Below are 15,839 nucleotides of genomic sequence, written 5' to 3'. Positions count from 1 at the left end.
TCACTTAGTTCAAATTACAGAGCTAACCTGAACGCGTATATGTGCAGTAATTAGCAAACGGCCAAGAAATTAGGGCTGCTGTTATAACTTGTAAGCAAAATATCCAGGTGCCGTATAGTTTGCTCTAAGCCCTTGTCATAAGGTTATAAAAGCGGTGTCATTTAGGTTTAGAAAGACGCCTTCGCTGGCATATTGACCAACCGTTTCCTTTTTGAAAACGGTGCTAACAGGCTGTTTTACCTATCAAATAAGCCGCGAATCTAGCTGACCGGCCGCCTTGCAGAGCGTTTCTTTACTAAATAACAATAAACAACTATAGCTATAGCCACGTTGAAACATTGCTGGCTGAATGAAGTCTGCCCGACAAACTCAAACCAAGTCTGCCTGACAAACTGAAGTGAAATCCGCCGACAAAAGAATCATCCTCAAGGAGATTTTATGTTGATTTCACTGCTGGTCAGGTGTGCCTGCACCTGCTCTCGCCTTTTGCTAACCAGTGCCATAAAAAGCGTAACTAAAAAGATTAGTAACGACTTACTTAAGCTCAACGTAATGGCGGGTGTTACCTTACTACTGGCCTGTTTGTATACTCCCAATTCCTACGCCGTGAGCAGCTGTGGCGGCGATGGCGAGCGCGCCTGCTGTGCCGGTACCTTTGAGGTCTGGCTTGGCCAGGCCTGTGATTACGGCAATGTTGAAGTCGCGGGTTGTTCAGGAGACTGTACCTGCGGCGGTCTGAATCCATTTGGCATTCAGGCATCGGGCACCTGTAAAGCCACCACCTCCTGTGGCGGCGAAGGACAAAGAGCCTGCTGCAATGGCCTGACGGAAACCACCACCTCGGGTGAGCTACGCGCCTGCAACTCAGGGTTAGTTCCCGTCGCTGGCTGCGCCGGCAATTGTTATTGTGGTGGCAGCATAGCCACGGGGCAAGTTGCTCAACATACCTGTGCGCCGGTGACCGAATGCGGCGGTGAAGGACAAAGAGCCTGCTGTGTAGGCGAGCCAAATACCAGCGGGGCATGTCAATCGGATCTAGTAGAAATTCCTGGCTGTACCGGTGATTGCAGTTGCGGCACGGTTGACCCCGCCGACTGGCTTGGTGGCATTCCCTCGCAATCCAGTGGTACTTGTGCACGTGTCGGCAGTGTTGCTATCGAAGAACCGCAAGCGGGCTGGAGCGCCAGCGAGGAGCCGCGAACCTGTGCCCTGCGCGGCTACGCCGACCTGCATAACCACCTGTTTGCCCATTTAGCCCATGGTGGCAGGACCTTTGCCGGTGAGTCGGCCCCGGTTGATGACTTCGGTCAATTTACCCTAGATGCAAGTAACAGCATTAATTCAGCAATGTCGCAACAGGAAGATCTCGACATCCACGGCACTCACACCATACTCGAGGGCTTGATTAACGGCGACACCGTTGGCGCCGGCACCAAGGACGGCTCGGTCGGTACGGGTGCACCTCCGTATTTCAATAACTGGCCAACCTGGACCACCACCACCCACCAGCAAATGTACTACCCCTGGGTGGAACGTGCGTTTCGTGGCGGCATGCGCTTGACCACCATGTTGGCGGTCACCAACGAGGCGCTGTGCAAGTCCACCGAAGGAAGCGACTGCGCCAACTCCATGGGTCCCATAGACGCACAAATAAAAGCCGCCTATGATTTCCAACGCTTTATCGATGAAAACTGTGCTGCCGACCCGGCCTCCGGCTTTTGTGCCAGCGAAGCGGGCGCCAAAGAAGGCTGGTTCCGTATCGTCACCAGCCCCTCAGAAGCACGCCAGGTTATAAGTGAAGGCAAGCTCGCCGTGGTGCTGGGCATAGAGGTGGATAACCTCTTTAACTGTAAAGAACAAAATAGCAATCGTCCCGAAGCCAGCTGCCCCAATATGCGTGACAGCAATGGCGAGCTGGTGCGCAACGAGCTTGGTGAGCCCATAGACACGGTGACAAAAGCGGTGAATCATTACTTCGACAAGGGCGTGCGTCACTTCTTCCCTATTCACAATTTCGATAACGCCTTTGGCGGCGCCGCCACCTGGAACGACATTATCGCCGTCGGCAATGCCTATTCGGAGCAGCGCTGGTGGCATATAGAAGATTGTGGTGTGGGATATGGTGAGTATGGCAGCCGGCTGTCCGGCGGGCCCTTCGACGACCTGTTAAAACGATTAATCGGCGCCATCGGCTTTGACTCAGAGCTGCCCGTGCGCCCCATCTACCCTCTTTACCCCGCATGCAACCGCTATGGTCTGAACCTCAGCGACACCGACCCAGGTCCGGATAAACGCGGGTTAGGTAGTGAGTTATTTTCGGCGCTGATGGACAAGGGCATGATAATAGATATCGACCATATGTCCCGTAAGTCCCTGGACAACACCCTGGCCCTGACGCGCCTAAATGCGGGCGATGAAAATAACCCCTTAGCCTACTATCCCCTGGTGGCCAGCCATGTACAGTTTTTTGATTTGCACCGGCGTACGTTCGGTGGCAACCAAGGCCGTCATGAACGCATGCGCACCAAAGAGCAACTCGAAGCCATTCGCGATGGTGGCGGTATGATAGCGGCCATGACCAAGGACGATGTGCAAGACACGGCAATCAAGGGCTATAAGGTCACCTTGCCCTACTCAGAGCCACTTTTTGGCGTAGCCATCAAGGATAGCTGCCGTCATTCTTCCAGAACCTTTGCCCAAGCCTATCAGTATGCGGTGGATGTGATGGGCGGCCCTGTGGCTCTGGGCAGTGACTTTAACGGCGTCGCCGGTCATGTTGGCCCTCGTTTTGGCGGTAATGCCTGCGGCAGTGATATTCCTACTTTGGTTTCCAGCGCCGATGTTGAACGCAGCGCCCAACTGCGCGAAAACAATAAACTTATCTACCCCTTTACCCTCGACGGCTATGGTACATTTGATAAGCAACTGAGCGGATTTAAAGCCTTTGACTTCAATGTCGATGGACTGGCCCATGTGGGCCTGCTGCCCGACCTAGTGAAAGACATGGAAAATATCGGTCTTGCCAAACCCTATAACGATGCCTTGTTTGAGTCGGCGGAGCAGTATATTCGCGTGTGGGAGCGTGCCCTGCGCATTGCCGCCTTGAAAAATGGCGAGCTACTCCCCGAGAGTCCCCCGGCCGAGCTTACCTGCCCTCGCAGCAATTTATGCCAGGGAGACAACAGCGTACCCGCGAGTATTAGCTGCCCCGCGCCTGTAGTTAAAGAATGCACCGGGCCTGATACCGAGGCACAATTTGCCGACCCCAGCGTGAGCGATGGCAGTTGTGGCGTCGCCACCTTCCAAGGTTGTATTCCAGGCTCAGGCTCGCTCTTTAGCGTGGGAGACAATCAGGTAACCTGCGCTGTGATGGACAGTGGCAGAAACTCCGAAAGCTGTTTCTTTAACGTGACCATACAGGACACTCAGGAACCGGAAATTACCGCCCCCGCCGATGTGCTCGCCGTGGAGTGCACCTCACCCCAAGGTGCTTCCCCAGAACTCGGGCTGGCAAGTGCCGCAGATATCTGCGACCTAACTCCAGTTATTAGCAACGATGCCCCCAATATTATCCCCATTGGCGCCAATACCATCACCTGGACCGCCACCGATGGCAGCGATAACCAGGCCACGGCACCGCAGCTGGTGGAAATAGTCGATACTGTGCCCCCACAGATTAACTGCCCGCAAAACATAGTAGCCGAGTGCAGCGGCAACCGCTCTGCAACCCTGACCCCAGGCGCGGCAACCGGGTCAGATCTCTGTTCAACCACGGTGGCGCTAAGCAGGCCAGCAACCCAGTCTTTCCCCATGGGGATCACAGAGCTCATCTACACCGCCACCGATGCCCAGGAGCTGACCTCGAGCTGCACCAGTACGATTAAGGTGGAAGATACGCTGGCACCACAATTCAACGACATCCTGGCCTCACCGCATATCCTCTGGCCGCCAAACCATGAAATGATCGACGTGGTGATCGCCCTGACGGTCAACGATGTCTGCGACAACAGTGTCCCCGTATGCCGCGTCACCCATATCAGCAGCAATGAGAGCAGCGATGGCAAGGGCGATGGCAGTACCGAACCCGATTGGTACTGGGACGCCAATCAAACCGGCACCACCTTGAACGTACAGTTGCGCGCCGAGCGAGAAGGCTCCGGCGACGGTCGCACCTACACAATCGATCTGGCCTGCAGCGATCTCACGGGTAACACCAGTACGGCGCAAACCACGGTCTATGCGCCCAAAAATAACAATTAGTGTTAGAACATAAATTAAAGCCCGCATCTGCGGGCTTTAATCGAACGGCGCTAGACCCTTATTCATCGGCTAACGCGTTCGAGCCTAGTTAAAGCTATCGAAGTGAATAACGTTTTTATCGACTCCCATATTAACCAGGGTGGCTATGGTCTCATCCATCATGGCTTTTGGCCCGCACATGTAATAGTGCGCGGCTAACAGGGCTTCTTTATTCATATTATTGAACAACACCTGCTGCGCATAGCCGGTGGCGCCTAACCAATCCGGGCCGGCTTGCGATAGCACAGGGGTAAAGCGGAAATTATCAAAGCGTTGGCTCAGGGCAAAAAACTCTTCCTGGTAGAGCAGGTCTTCTTCATGACGAGCACCAAAGTAGAAGTGAACGTGCTGCTTAGAATTGCGAGCCAAAAGCAGCTCCTTGATAATCCCTCTCAACGGCGCCATACCAGAGCCGGCGCCGATCACCACAATGGGCGCCTTGGTGTCTTGGTCAACATAGAACTCTTCGAATGGACCAAGCGCATCAACCGTGTCACCTGGCGCCATGGTACATAAATAGCTGGAACCCGAGCCCGCCGGCACGCCCTGTTGCGGGGCGCGATGATATTTAATCGCGAACACCAGCTCTTCATCTAACTGGCTCACCGAGGTGAGTGAGTAGTTACGTGAGCAAGCCGCTCTGGGGTAATGGGTATGGTCTTCATCGTCCCAATAGGCTTTGTAATCGCTGGGAATATCGTTCGGCTTGACCGGTACTTGCCCTTCGGGAATGAAGAAACGCATAAAGGCACCGGCTTTATAAGCCAATGGCGGCCCCTGTACCTTAAATCTCAACTCCTTGATATCCGGGCTTACAAACTCACTGCCCACCAGGGTCAGCTCCACCTTTTTGGCATCGGTGACATCGAACAGGGTCATGTCTTTAACGTCATTGGAGAAGTGCTGACAGGCTAACCTAAATCCTTGCGCCAGCTCAGCTTGCGAGAAGTGCTGATGGTCGTCGGATGTGGCCTTAGGAGCAGGGTTAATCAACACCTTACAGCGCCCACAGGTGCCCCCGCCGCCACAGGTGGATGGCAGGGAAATGTCATGGCCCGCGAGTCCATCCAGTAAGTTAGTGGCGGTGGAAAGCTCAAGCTGATCAAGCAACTGCTGTTCATGATCAAATATTTTCACCGACGAGCGCTTCGACAACAGGGCGACCTTATACTGCCCGCGCTTAATCATATCTAGGGTCCAGATCAGCCCGGAAAGCGACAGCCACAAGGTAACAAACGCAAACAGAATAATCTGTATATTGTTAAAGCTGCCCTCATTGCCGTAATCCATAAAGTGCAACATAAAGAAGATATCGGCGAAGCGCTTGTGGGCATCGCTGTGCCCTACCACACGGCCCGACCCCGTCTCGATATACACACTGGTTTGAATATCATCGTTAAAGTTCACCCGCCACGCGGCATTTTTCTGCTTGGGAAAGTCTTCAAGGGGTGGCTGCAGCAGGGTCACCTCTCCGACGCTGCCCGGGCCATTGTAGGATTGCTTGGCAAGTCGCGTGGCAAAGGCTGCATCTAGACTCACCTCATTGCCCCGATAGGCATCAAACAGGCTGTATTCGTTCTCAAAGTAAGGGTACAGGCCGTGCTTATGGGTAAGCAAATAATAGGGCTGACCGAGCAGTGCAATCTGCTTGAGCGACACACTGGGCTCGGCTTTTTCCAGCACTCTTCTTGGTTCGACCAAGGCTGCGGTATCGATCTGCACCTGGTCATGCGCGTGGGCGCGATAGGTATGACCGCCGACCTTATGGTGATCCATCAAGTTAAAATAAAAGCCGCTGCCTAACCACAGCATAAACTGAACCCCCACGACCAGGGAGGTCCATTTGTGTATTGATCGTATCCACTGCATCAGACACCACCTCGTTGTAGTTGATTTTTTTGTTGGAGGTCTTGCGTTAAGGCATGCTCTTCTTCGTTCTTTTTAAACACCCTAAAGTACACCAGCACCATGCCGGCCAAGGCGGCCAAGATGCTAAACAGGGTCACCCAAAACAGCAATTGATTGTCTATTTCACTGTCTTCGTAGTCCATCACGTGGAATCTAAACATCCAGTCGAACAAGCGCCACCATTGGTGTCGCTTGGCCAGTACCTCACCGCTTCGGGCGGAAATGTACAGCGCTGGGTTGCCCAGGTTGTCGAAATTCACACGCCATACAGGCAATGCATTATGCACCCGTCGACTCAACTCCAAGGGGGGGTTGTCGTCTATGTATTCAACACTTTCAACGTCACCGCTGCCGGTGTACTCGAACTTGGCTACCCTCACGGCTTCGTCTTTCGCCAAAGGCGACAGCAATACGCCGGTGTTGGCATCCACCAGATAGTGAACATCGTCCTGCACAAAGCGATAAACCGGTTTATCCAGGTGCATCCCCAACGAGAGCTTCTCCAAGCCCGTGTACTGAGCCCTTAACGAGCTCATGGGATAGTTGACCTGCTGCACCGGCACCTTGGTCTGATGGTCGTGAACCAGGGTGTCTCCATGAATATAATCGATATCGAAAAACACCATGTAGGCCCCGGTAACCGACCAGATCACAAACTGAGAGCCTAAAAACAGCATCAGCCACTTGTGGTATTTTCGGCTGCTTTTTAGCAGGCTAAAGGGCGGTGTTTTGTCTGCCTCAAGGGCGCGAGCGCGCCAGATAAAGTAGACCGCCGGTAAGACCAGCAGAGTCAGTAACACCGCACTGAGCATACCGCCCACCATGGGCGCGGCAATACGGCTCATCACCTCGGAGCCGGTTCCCGAACCATATAAGATGGGCATTAGGCCGATGATAATGGTGGCAACCGTCATCATTACCGGGCGAATACGCATGCCCGCCCCTTCCATAATGGCTGCTGTCAGCTGTGCTCTGTCGAAGGCAATGCGCTGTTCTTTACAGCGTTCCTTCGCCTCCTTATAGGACTGGTTTAAATACACCAGCATAATCACGCCAATTTCGACCGCGACCCCGGCCAGGGCGATAAAGCCTACACCCACGGCCACGGAGAAGTTGAAGCCCTCAAGGTACATCAACCATAAGCCACCGATCATCGCCATGGGCAGGGTGATGATAATGATGCCGACTTCAACAAGGGATCTGAAGTTTAAGTAAAGCAGCACCACAATAATGGCCAGGGTGAGTGGCAAGACATAGGCCAGCTTATCTTTCGCTCGCTCCATGTACTCATATTGTCCGGCCCAGTTGATCGAGTAACCCGCCGGTAAATCCAGGTTGGCTGCCAAATGCGCCTTGGCATTTTCAACATAGGTGCCCACATCCACATCGGCGATATCGATAAAGGTCCAGCCGTTAATACGGGCATTCTCACTCTTGATACCCGGCGGACCAATCTCAATACGAATATCGGCAACATCGCCAAGGGCAATGCGTTGTCCATTTGGGGTCACCACGGGTAGACGAGCAAGCTGCTCGGGCGAGTCGCGGTAATCCTGCGGATAACGCAGGTTGACCGGATAACGCTCTTGGCCTTCGATGGTTTGCGTCACATTCATGCCGCCGATGGCGGTAGAGACCACCTGCTGCACGTCTTCAATGTTTAACCCGAAGCGGCTCGCTTTTTCCCGCGAAATATCCACCTTGATATAACGGCCGCCGGCCACACGTTCAGAGTAAACAGAGGCGGTTCCTTGCACCTGGGGCAAAAGCTGCTCGATTTGCTGACCTATGTCTTGAATGACATCCAATCTCGGTCCCGCGACCTTGATACCCACCGGGGTTTTAATACCGGTTGCCAGCATATCGATACGGGTTTTAATCGGCATGACCCAGGCGTTTGTTAGGCCGGGGAATTTCACCAATTTATCAAATTCCGCTTTCAGGCTTTCGGTGGTCACGCCTTCGCGCCACTGATCGCGCGGTTTAAGCTGAATGAAGGTTTCTATCATGGTCAGCGGCGCCGGATCCGTCGCCGTTTCCGCCCGCCCTACTTTACCGAACACAGTCTCCACCTCCGGCACGGTGCGGATCAGCCTGTCGGTTTGCTGCAACAACTCACGGGCTTTACCAATGGAAATACCCGGATAGGTGGTTGGCATGTACATTAAATCCCCTTCATCCAACGGCGGGATGAACTCACTGCCAATTTTGTCTACCGGGTAGAATCCTACCAGGGTCAAGGCAATGGCCAGCACCAGGGTGAGTTTCGGGAACTTCATCACCTGTGCCAACACAGGCTTATAGATGGCAATCAACAAACGGTTGAGCGGGTTTTTCTTTTCCGAGACTACTTTGCCGCGGATAAAGTAACCCATCAATACCGGCACCAGGGTAATAGCCAAACCGGCAGACGCCGCCATGGCATAGGTTTTGGTGTACGCCAGCGGCGCAAACATACGCCCTTCTTGTGCTTCAAGAATAAACACCGGCAAGAAAGACACCGTGATGATCAGCAAGCTAAAGAACAGCGCCGGCCCCACTTCGGAGGCGGCCTTGGCCACGATTTCCCAGCGGTTTTCGTTGGTCAGGGGCGTTTTTTCCATGTGTTTGTGCATGTTTTCTATCATCACGATAGCACCATCGGTCATGGCACCAATGGCAATGGCGATACCGCCCAGGGACATAATATTGGCATTGATCCCCTGCATATACATGATGATAAAGGACACCAAAATCCCCAGCGGCAAGGTAACCACGGCGACAATGGAGGAGCGTAAATGGAACAGGAAGGCCATACAGACTAACGCCACAATGGCCAGTTCTTCCGCGAGCTTGCTCCAAAGGTTATCCACCGCGCTTTCGATCAGTTTGGAACGGTCATACACAGTGACAATCTCAACCCCTTCCGGCAGCGACGACTTCAAGGATTCGAGCTTGTCTTTGACCCCATCTATGGTTTGTTGGGCGTTTTCACCAAAGCGCATCACCACTACGCCGCCAACCACTTCGCCTTCGCCGTTTAATTCCGCGATACCGCGGCGCATTTGCGGCCCCAGGCTGACATTGGCCAGATCACCTATACGCAGCGGCGTACCTTGTTCATTTATACCCAGGGGGATTTTTTCAATGTCACTGACCGACTTAATATAGCCGGTGGCGGTCACCATATACTCGGCTTCGGCCAGCTCGACCACGGATGCTCCCGTCTCTTTGTTGCCGCGCTGCAAGGCAACCTGAATTTGTGCCAGCGGTACGTTGTAGGCACGCAGCTTATCCGGGTCGACCTGCACCTGGTACTGCTTCACCATACCGCCCACTGCGGCTACTTCCGATACGCCGGGCACGGTTTGCAGCTCATACTTCAAGAACCAGTCCTGAATACTGCGCAATTGACTCAGGTCATGCTGGCCGGTTTTATCGGCCAAGGCATAGATATACACCCAGCCCACACCGGTGGCATCCGGGCCCAGTTGCGGCTTGGCCGTCTCCGGCAGGCTAGAGGCCACCTGGCTTAGGTACTCCAGCACCCGCGAGCGTGCCCAATACAAATCGGTGTCATCATCAAAGATGATGTAAACATAGGAGTCACCGAAAAAAGAAAAACCGCGCACCGTTTGTGCACCGGGCACCGACAACATGGCCGTGGTCAGCGGAAAGGTCACCTGATCCTGTACCACCTGAGGCGCCTGCCCCGGATAGCTGGTTTTAATGATCACCTGCACATCGGAGAGATCTGGAATGGCATCAACCGGGGTGTTCTTCAGCGAGTACAAGCCGCCAAAGGCAATGATCAAGGTGATCAGAAGGACAAAAAAGCGATTGCCTACCGACCAGCGAATTATTGATTCAATCATAGCTACTTCCCTCTACTTAATGCGCTGAGTGATCAACAGCATCTTGCTGTTGCGTATTATCAGCGAGAGAGATTTCGGTGATGACAAAGTCGTCTCTGATTTCAAAGGTGAACATCACTTCATCGCCGCCGTTAAAAGCAGAGATATCAACATCGTCGGCGACCATAAAGTCCATGGTAGCGGCCGGGCGGCCCCACTTTTCAATCGGTCCGCGGCTGATGTTCAAGATGCGGTTTTGCGCATCAACAAGGTTTATCACCCCCATCACGGTGGCACTGGACACCTCAGGCTCGGTCATAATGTGAATACCGGTTAGCTCATAACCGCCGTCTTCGGTTTTGGTCACTTCAAAATGCAACGTCTGACCCGATTTTAAGGCGTCAATATCCACCGAGTCTGCCACGGTAAAGTCCATGGTCATCTCCGGCCAGTCCCATTCTTTTGCCGGTCCGTGGGTGATATTAACCATGCGATGACCCGCCATTACGCTGTTGATCTCACCTTCCATCCATACCGACGCAGGCTCCTCCTCATGGGACATGCGTTTGAAGTCGGAGCTTTTACTTGATTCCGAGTCAATTAAAAACTGGGCCGAGGTCACCACCACATCGCCTTCTTCAAGACCCGTTAGTATCTCAACTTCATTCTCGCCCACTCGACCCAGGGTTACCGCTATCGATTTAAACTGGCCGTCACCAAAGTCCAGCACGACGCGATCTTGCTGTCCGGTTCTGATCACCGATTCTTTTGGCACCACCATGGTGTTGTCGGTTTGCTCTGCTTGAATCGACACTTGCGCGAACATATTCGGCTTAAGCAAATAGCCCGGATTATCAAATTTCAATCGCACCCGCAGGGTACGCGTTTGGCTATTGAGGGTCGGATAAACATAATCAACCACACCGGCCCATTCTTTACTGGGAAGATAATCCAGTGTCATCGACACCGGCAGGCCTTTTTTAATGACATCGGCATCGCGCTCGAACACTTCCGCCTCAACCCACACCTGATCCAGCTTGGCAATACTCATCAGCGTGGTACCGGGCTGCACATAAAATCCTTCACGCACTTGCAAGCCATCCACAACCCCTTGCTGCGGCGAATAAAAAGTAACGGTTTGTTGCACCTTGCCGGTACGCTCCAACTCATTAATAAACTCAGAAGACATGTGCAACGCCTTTAAGCGCTCTCTTGCTGCCGCCGCCAAAGAACCGGTGCTGTGCTTTAAGGCGATCAGAAACTCTTCCTGGGCATTGACCAGCTGTGGCGAGTAAAGGGTGTATAACGCCTGCCCTTTATCCACCGGGTTACCGGCCGCTTTGACGTAGAGCTTTTCTATCCAGCCATCAACACGGGGGTGAATATGGATCAGTTCGTCTTCATCATATTGAACGTAGCCCACGGTGGAGATATTGGTTTGCATTGTTTTTACTTGCACCGGTGCCGTGCGCACACCCAGGTTATGGATCACATTTGGAGAAATTTTTACCGCGCCTGGGCCAATATCACCGCCCGACTCTTCTTCCTCGTACACCGGAACAAGATCCATGCCCATGGGTGACTTACCCGGCTGATCACGACGATAATTGGAGTCCATGGGCGCCACCCAATAAAGCGGCTTTTTTTCGCCTGAATCGGCTGCTTTTTGGCCGGTGTCAGACTCTTGGCTGTGAAACAAACTCATGCCCCCGACTCCGATCAAGGCACCAATAATTACGGCGATAATCGTTTTGTTGTTAGACGACATTATTCTTCTCCAATTCGGTATGTAGGTATGGACTGGCTATTGGTTTGCTGTTGTGGTTGGTAGCGAGCCATAAAGTAATTGATTCGGGCAACGGTTTTAAGCAGGTTGACGTCAATGTTAAGTGCCGAAATACGCGCATTTAAAACGGCGATCCGGGCCCGAACGACTTCGGCAAAATCACCATCATCATTGGTGTACGCATTGAGCGATGCTTCTGCCTGTTCTTGTGTTTGTTTAAGTAACAGCTCGCCGTAGAGCGCCTTTCTGTCAGACAAGCGCTTTAACTGCTTGAGCTCTTTTTCCACTGCGCTGATCATTTGCTTGAGCAGCAGTAACTTCTCTGTTTTTACCGACTCAGACTCGGCAACCGAGGCGGCTACTTGTTTATCCTGGTTATTCTCGGTGAAAATCGGCAGGTCAAAGGTAACGCCCACAGAGAAAAAGTCGGCACGACTGTCGCCGGAAGGCATATCGCCACGGTAGCCGTAGCTGGCGTTGACGCCCCATTGGGGCTTATAGCTCTGCTCGGCCAGCTGCACCCCTTTTTCCGACACCTGCTGTTTCACATCGATGGCCAGAAGCGCGGGATGATAGGCCAGCTCGCCGGAAAGGCGCTGGCGAGAATAATCGGATGCCTTTAACAGTTCGGCATTTAACAGCTGCAGTGCAGGCAACTGGTTTGATACCTCAAAAGCGAACGTGCTTTGGTCGTCATTGAATGTTATTGCAAACTCATCTTCATGGTAGCTATGCAGCCATTCGTTGAGCTGCGCCAACAGGGTCTCCAGTTTTTGCTGCTCTACCGTCAACCTGTCTTCGAGTTGCACTATTTCCAGTTCGGCGCGGATAACATCCTGCTGGCGCGTCTTACCAATCACATTGGAGTAGCTAATCATTGCCACCTCGGCAATTTGCTCAAACAGCGCTCTGTCGCCCTTTATGAGCTCTATTGTGCGCTGCGCCAGGTAAGCGTCTAACCACAGCTCTGACACCTTGCTTTGAAGCTGCGCCTTACGGTTTGCGCGCAACAGCGGGTATTGACTCGACTCGAGCGCAAGTTGGCTTTGTTTTAATTGCAAACTGTCTCCGCGAGGGAACATTTGCGTCACGCCGACTTTCACTTGCGTCATCCCCTCTTGCTCAAACTCCCAGGTATCTACCGGCAGGTTCATAAGACCGAGGGAAACCTGAGGGTCGGGTAAGGCGCCTGAAGCAACACTCTTGTTTTCAATGGCTTGCTGTTTAAGGCGATTGCCATGCAACCAAGGATCATTTTGCTGCGCCATCATGACTGCTTGTTCAAGGGTGATCGCTTGCTGTGCCCGAGCCACCTGCGAACAGGTAGCGACGGCGATAGCTAACAGCCAGGTAGAAGCGCTAAAAGAATAGCTAGTCATTAGAACTGCTCCTCGTAGGTCTTAACATGTGCATAGACTTTGCTGCTGCCATCTTTATAGAGGATCAGCACCTGATAAGGCGTAAACCTGTCTCCCACTTCCATCCCCGGCGACCCCAAAGGCATAGCGGGAACGGACAGGCCAATGGCATCGGCGTGATCTTCTTTGAGAAATTGCCGGATAAACTTCGCGGGAACATGGCCCTCAAAAGCAAAACCATCGCGTGAAATGGCACTGTGGCAGGAGCGATAATTGGCGGCGATGCCAAGTTTAGCTTTGACCGGACTGATATCCAGGTAGTCTTTTGCATAGGTAATGAACCCCTCACTCTCTATGTGGGAGATCCATTTTTTACAGCAACCACAGGTCGGTGTTTTGTACACCAACAGCTCTAAAACATCATGCTTGTTGCTGCGTTCATTGGCATGAACAACACTCGGTAAAAGCAGTACTAACACTGCTACTTTTAAAAACTTTTTAATCATTTTAGCCCCCAGCAAACGCTGGCTTTTCAACACGCCTAAGCGTGTATTATCACAAAAGTGCTCATCATCTTTGAGCAGATTTTTGACGCATTAACCCTGTGTTAGGCAAAAATGGGGGGGCGAAAAAGAGACGTTTGAATCGCGCTTGGCTGCGTGGGAGTGGCGCTAATAACAGCTTCACTGACGGCAATCACGTCGGCCATGGCGGTAGAGGAATTGACAACGGTCACCGATGCACAGGCGCTTGCCGGGCAAACACACTGCACCTCACAACAATCGTCCATCATAGCTGCGCTCATGGCTGTGTCGCCGTGTGCCATGCCTTGATGATGCTGCATCTGGGTGTGCTCGGGGGCCATCTTCATGGCTACATGAGATTGATGAGCGTCCATAGTCGTTTCACACGTCATCGCAGAATACGCGAATGCCTGCCCAAGCAGAGCAAACAGCACGGCTGCAATAACCAATACCTGTGAAACTAGTCTAAACATAACACTCTCAATTTAAATAACCTAAAAAGACTAAGCTACTTTTTGTGTAAAGTAAATGCTTTATAGATGAAGCAACTGCCGAAAGCGCTAACAAATTCACCGCTAATAAATAAGCCAGTGTGAAGTTCGAATCACACTGGCTTATTTTGTATCACGTGACTACGCGCTTGGCACCCAACACGCCTTGTCGGCCGCCAAGCAGAACAAACTTAATGTCTTCTTTGCGGCGCGTTTTGGATCATTTCTTTGCCATTTTCATACACATAGGCGCTCACCCAACGGCCATACAGAAGCTGGTGATTGTCATCCAGCACGGCCACAAAGGGGCGGCCATCGGCATTATTGGTGGCCAAGGCAATCCCTGTGGCCTTATCTAGCCCCAAACCGCCGTTTTCAACTAAACGTAAAAACGCTTCAAGCTCTTCCAGGGTTTCAATAATGTCGTTGTCATTGATCATGCTCATTACTCACTTAAACTCTTATAGGTCTAGAGTAGCAGTTCTGGGCGAGCCGATAAATAAAGCGCACTATGACTTAGGCGAATAATCGCGAAGAAAACGCAGTTCAAAGTCCGCATCATCGAGTTCGTCGCACATATACCCAAAGCCGTAATGCATCAGGGTATTAATGTCCGAGGCGATGGGCTCCTCGTTCACCAACCTTTGCATGCCCGCCAAAAGCTGCTTGGCCCGTTTTTCTTCGCTGGTGCAGCCATAGGCAACCACAGAGTAGAACTTGGCATATTGGTCGCCCTGAGCGATGGCCGTTTGCAACATCTCTGCGCGCGACTTATCCTCATTCACCCGCGCTAAAATAAAGGCGGCTCTGGGTTCCTGACGATACTTAACCAGGTAATTCAGTATGGTTTTTGCCTTGAAGGTTGAAAGTGGGTACTCACCTTTATACTGGCCTCGGGCATTTACATGGCGGCCGGTGTAGTAGCTATAGGCATAGAACAAGGCTTCTTTGGTGGTGAGCTTATCCAGACTGTTAGGTGTCACATCGATAGCCTTGGCACGATGACGTTCCAACTCTTGCTGATAATCCTCGGCGGCCGCCACCTGCTGATTAATGCCGTGGAAGATGTGAATTCCAAATGCCGTTGCCACATTGGTCAGCGAAGCCACCAGCAGCAAGAGCGGCACAGCCACATACCAGCGATTTTTCAGCAAGGAGTCGCTGGAATGGGCCTGTTGCTCGGTTAAGACATAAAAGGCCTTATTTTGGGTTAAAGGAATGCCTTTACGCGCAAAAAACGCCGCCGCCCAGGCGCCCGAGAGATACAAGCCAAGCAAAATGACGCCCCAGATGGTGCCGGTGATCACAATGCCGATATTGATGGCCACCACCACCAGGATCAGATGGGTGACAAAGCCAATTACAGCAAAACGGCGACCATAACCCTGGCCATGATAGCGCGCCATAAAACCAATAAGAGCCCCGCTAATAAACAGCATCATGGGTGAAAAAGCGGGCGCGAAGTAATACACGGCATACCAAATCACCAGTAAAGGCATACTCCAGAGCGCCCCCGCGAGCCCAGCCTTCACGGCATTTTGGTTATTAAGCTTATCCTCGACTCGCTCTAATAATGTTGGATCGACGTGCATACTGTAATTTCTTATTTTTGTTAGTTTATTACCGTGTCTTGCCTGCGC

General features: G+C 52.4%; 9 protein-coding genes. 1 reads left to right on the top strand and 8 read right to left on the bottom strand.

Annotated elements, in window-relative coordinates; translation table 11 throughout:
• Positions 1 to 438: 438 nt before the first annotated feature.
• Positions 439 to 4,260 carry an HYR domain-containing protein gene (locus KD147_RS00195; protein WP_212546502.1) on the top strand — a complete coding sequence of 1,274 codons (3,822 nt, stop codon included), beginning with the start codon at positions 439 to 441 and terminating at the stop codon, positions 4,258 to 4,260.
• Positions 4,261 to 4,344: 84 nt separating this feature from the next.
• Here the strand turns inward: KD147_RS00195 and KD147_RS00190 are convergent, their stop codons facing one another.
• The 8 genes from KD147_RS00190 to KD147_RS00155 all read right to left on the bottom strand — a co-directional run bounded on the left by KD147_RS00190 (position 4,345) and on the right by KD147_RS00155 (position 15,791).
• On the bottom strand, positions 4,345 to 6,168 hold the full coding sequence (locus KD147_RS00190) for a 2Fe-2S iron-sulfur cluster-binding protein (RefSeq protein ID WP_212546501.1): 1,824 nt from the start codon (positions 6,166 to 6,168) through the stop codon (positions 4,345 to 4,347).
• A complete protein-coding gene (locus tag KD147_RS00185) occupies positions 6,168 to 10,061 on the bottom strand; it encodes an efflux RND transporter permease subunit (RefSeq protein ID WP_502710191.1) in 3,894 nt (1,297 codons plus the stop codon). Before KD147_RS00185 ends, KD147_RS00190 begins: the two co-directional genes overlap by 1 nt.
• 16 nt (positions 10,062 to 10,077) lie before the next feature.
• Positions 10,078 to 11,808 carry an efflux RND transporter periplasmic adaptor subunit gene (locus tag KD147_RS00180; protein ID WP_212546500.1) on the bottom strand — a complete coding sequence of 577 codons (1,731 nt, stop codon included), beginning with the start codon at positions 11,806 to 11,808 and terminating at the stop codon, positions 10,078 to 10,080.
• Positions 11,808 to 13,205 (bottom strand): TolC family protein, encoded by a 1,398-nt coding sequence (locus tag KD147_RS00175; RefSeq protein ID WP_212546499.1) that lies wholly within the window; start codon positions 13,203 to 13,205, stop codon positions 11,808 to 11,810. Before KD147_RS00175 ends, KD147_RS00180 begins: the two co-directional genes overlap by 1 nt.
• Positions 13,205 to 13,690 (bottom strand): DUF411 domain-containing protein, encoded by a 486-nt coding sequence (locus tag KD147_RS00170; RefSeq protein WP_212546498.1) that lies wholly within the window; start codon positions 13,688 to 13,690, stop codon positions 13,205 to 13,207. Before KD147_RS00170 ends, KD147_RS00175 begins: the two co-directional genes overlap by 1 nt.
• 101 nt (positions 13,691 to 13,791) lie before the next feature.
• Complete coding sequence (locus KD147_RS00165; RefSeq protein ID WP_212546497.1) at positions 13,792 to 14,181, bottom strand: hypothetical protein; 390 nt, start codon at positions 14,179 to 14,181, stop codon at positions 13,792 to 13,794.
• Between the two features lie 209 nt (positions 14,182 to 14,390).
• Positions 14,391 to 14,639: a hypothetical protein gene (locus KD147_RS00160; RefSeq protein WP_105190274.1), complete on the bottom strand. Its 249-nt coding sequence runs from the start codon at positions 14,637 to 14,639 to the stop codon at positions 14,391 to 14,393.
• 69 nt (positions 14,640 to 14,708) lie between these two features.
• On the bottom strand, positions 14,709 to 15,791 hold the full coding sequence (locus tag KD147_RS00155) for a hypothetical protein (protein WP_212546496.1): 1,083 nt from the start codon (positions 15,789 to 15,791) through the stop codon (positions 14,709 to 14,711).
• Positions 15,792 to 15,839 lie beyond the last annotated feature (48 nt).

The organism is Pseudoalteromonas sp. BDTF-M6, assembly GCF_018334135.1.
Classification (GTDB): domain Bacteria; phylum Pseudomonadota; class Gammaproteobacteria; order Enterobacterales; family Alteromonadaceae; genus Pseudoalteromonas.
Note: the sequence above shows the minus strand (reverse complement) of the source record. Positions and strands in the feature narration are given on the sequence as shown.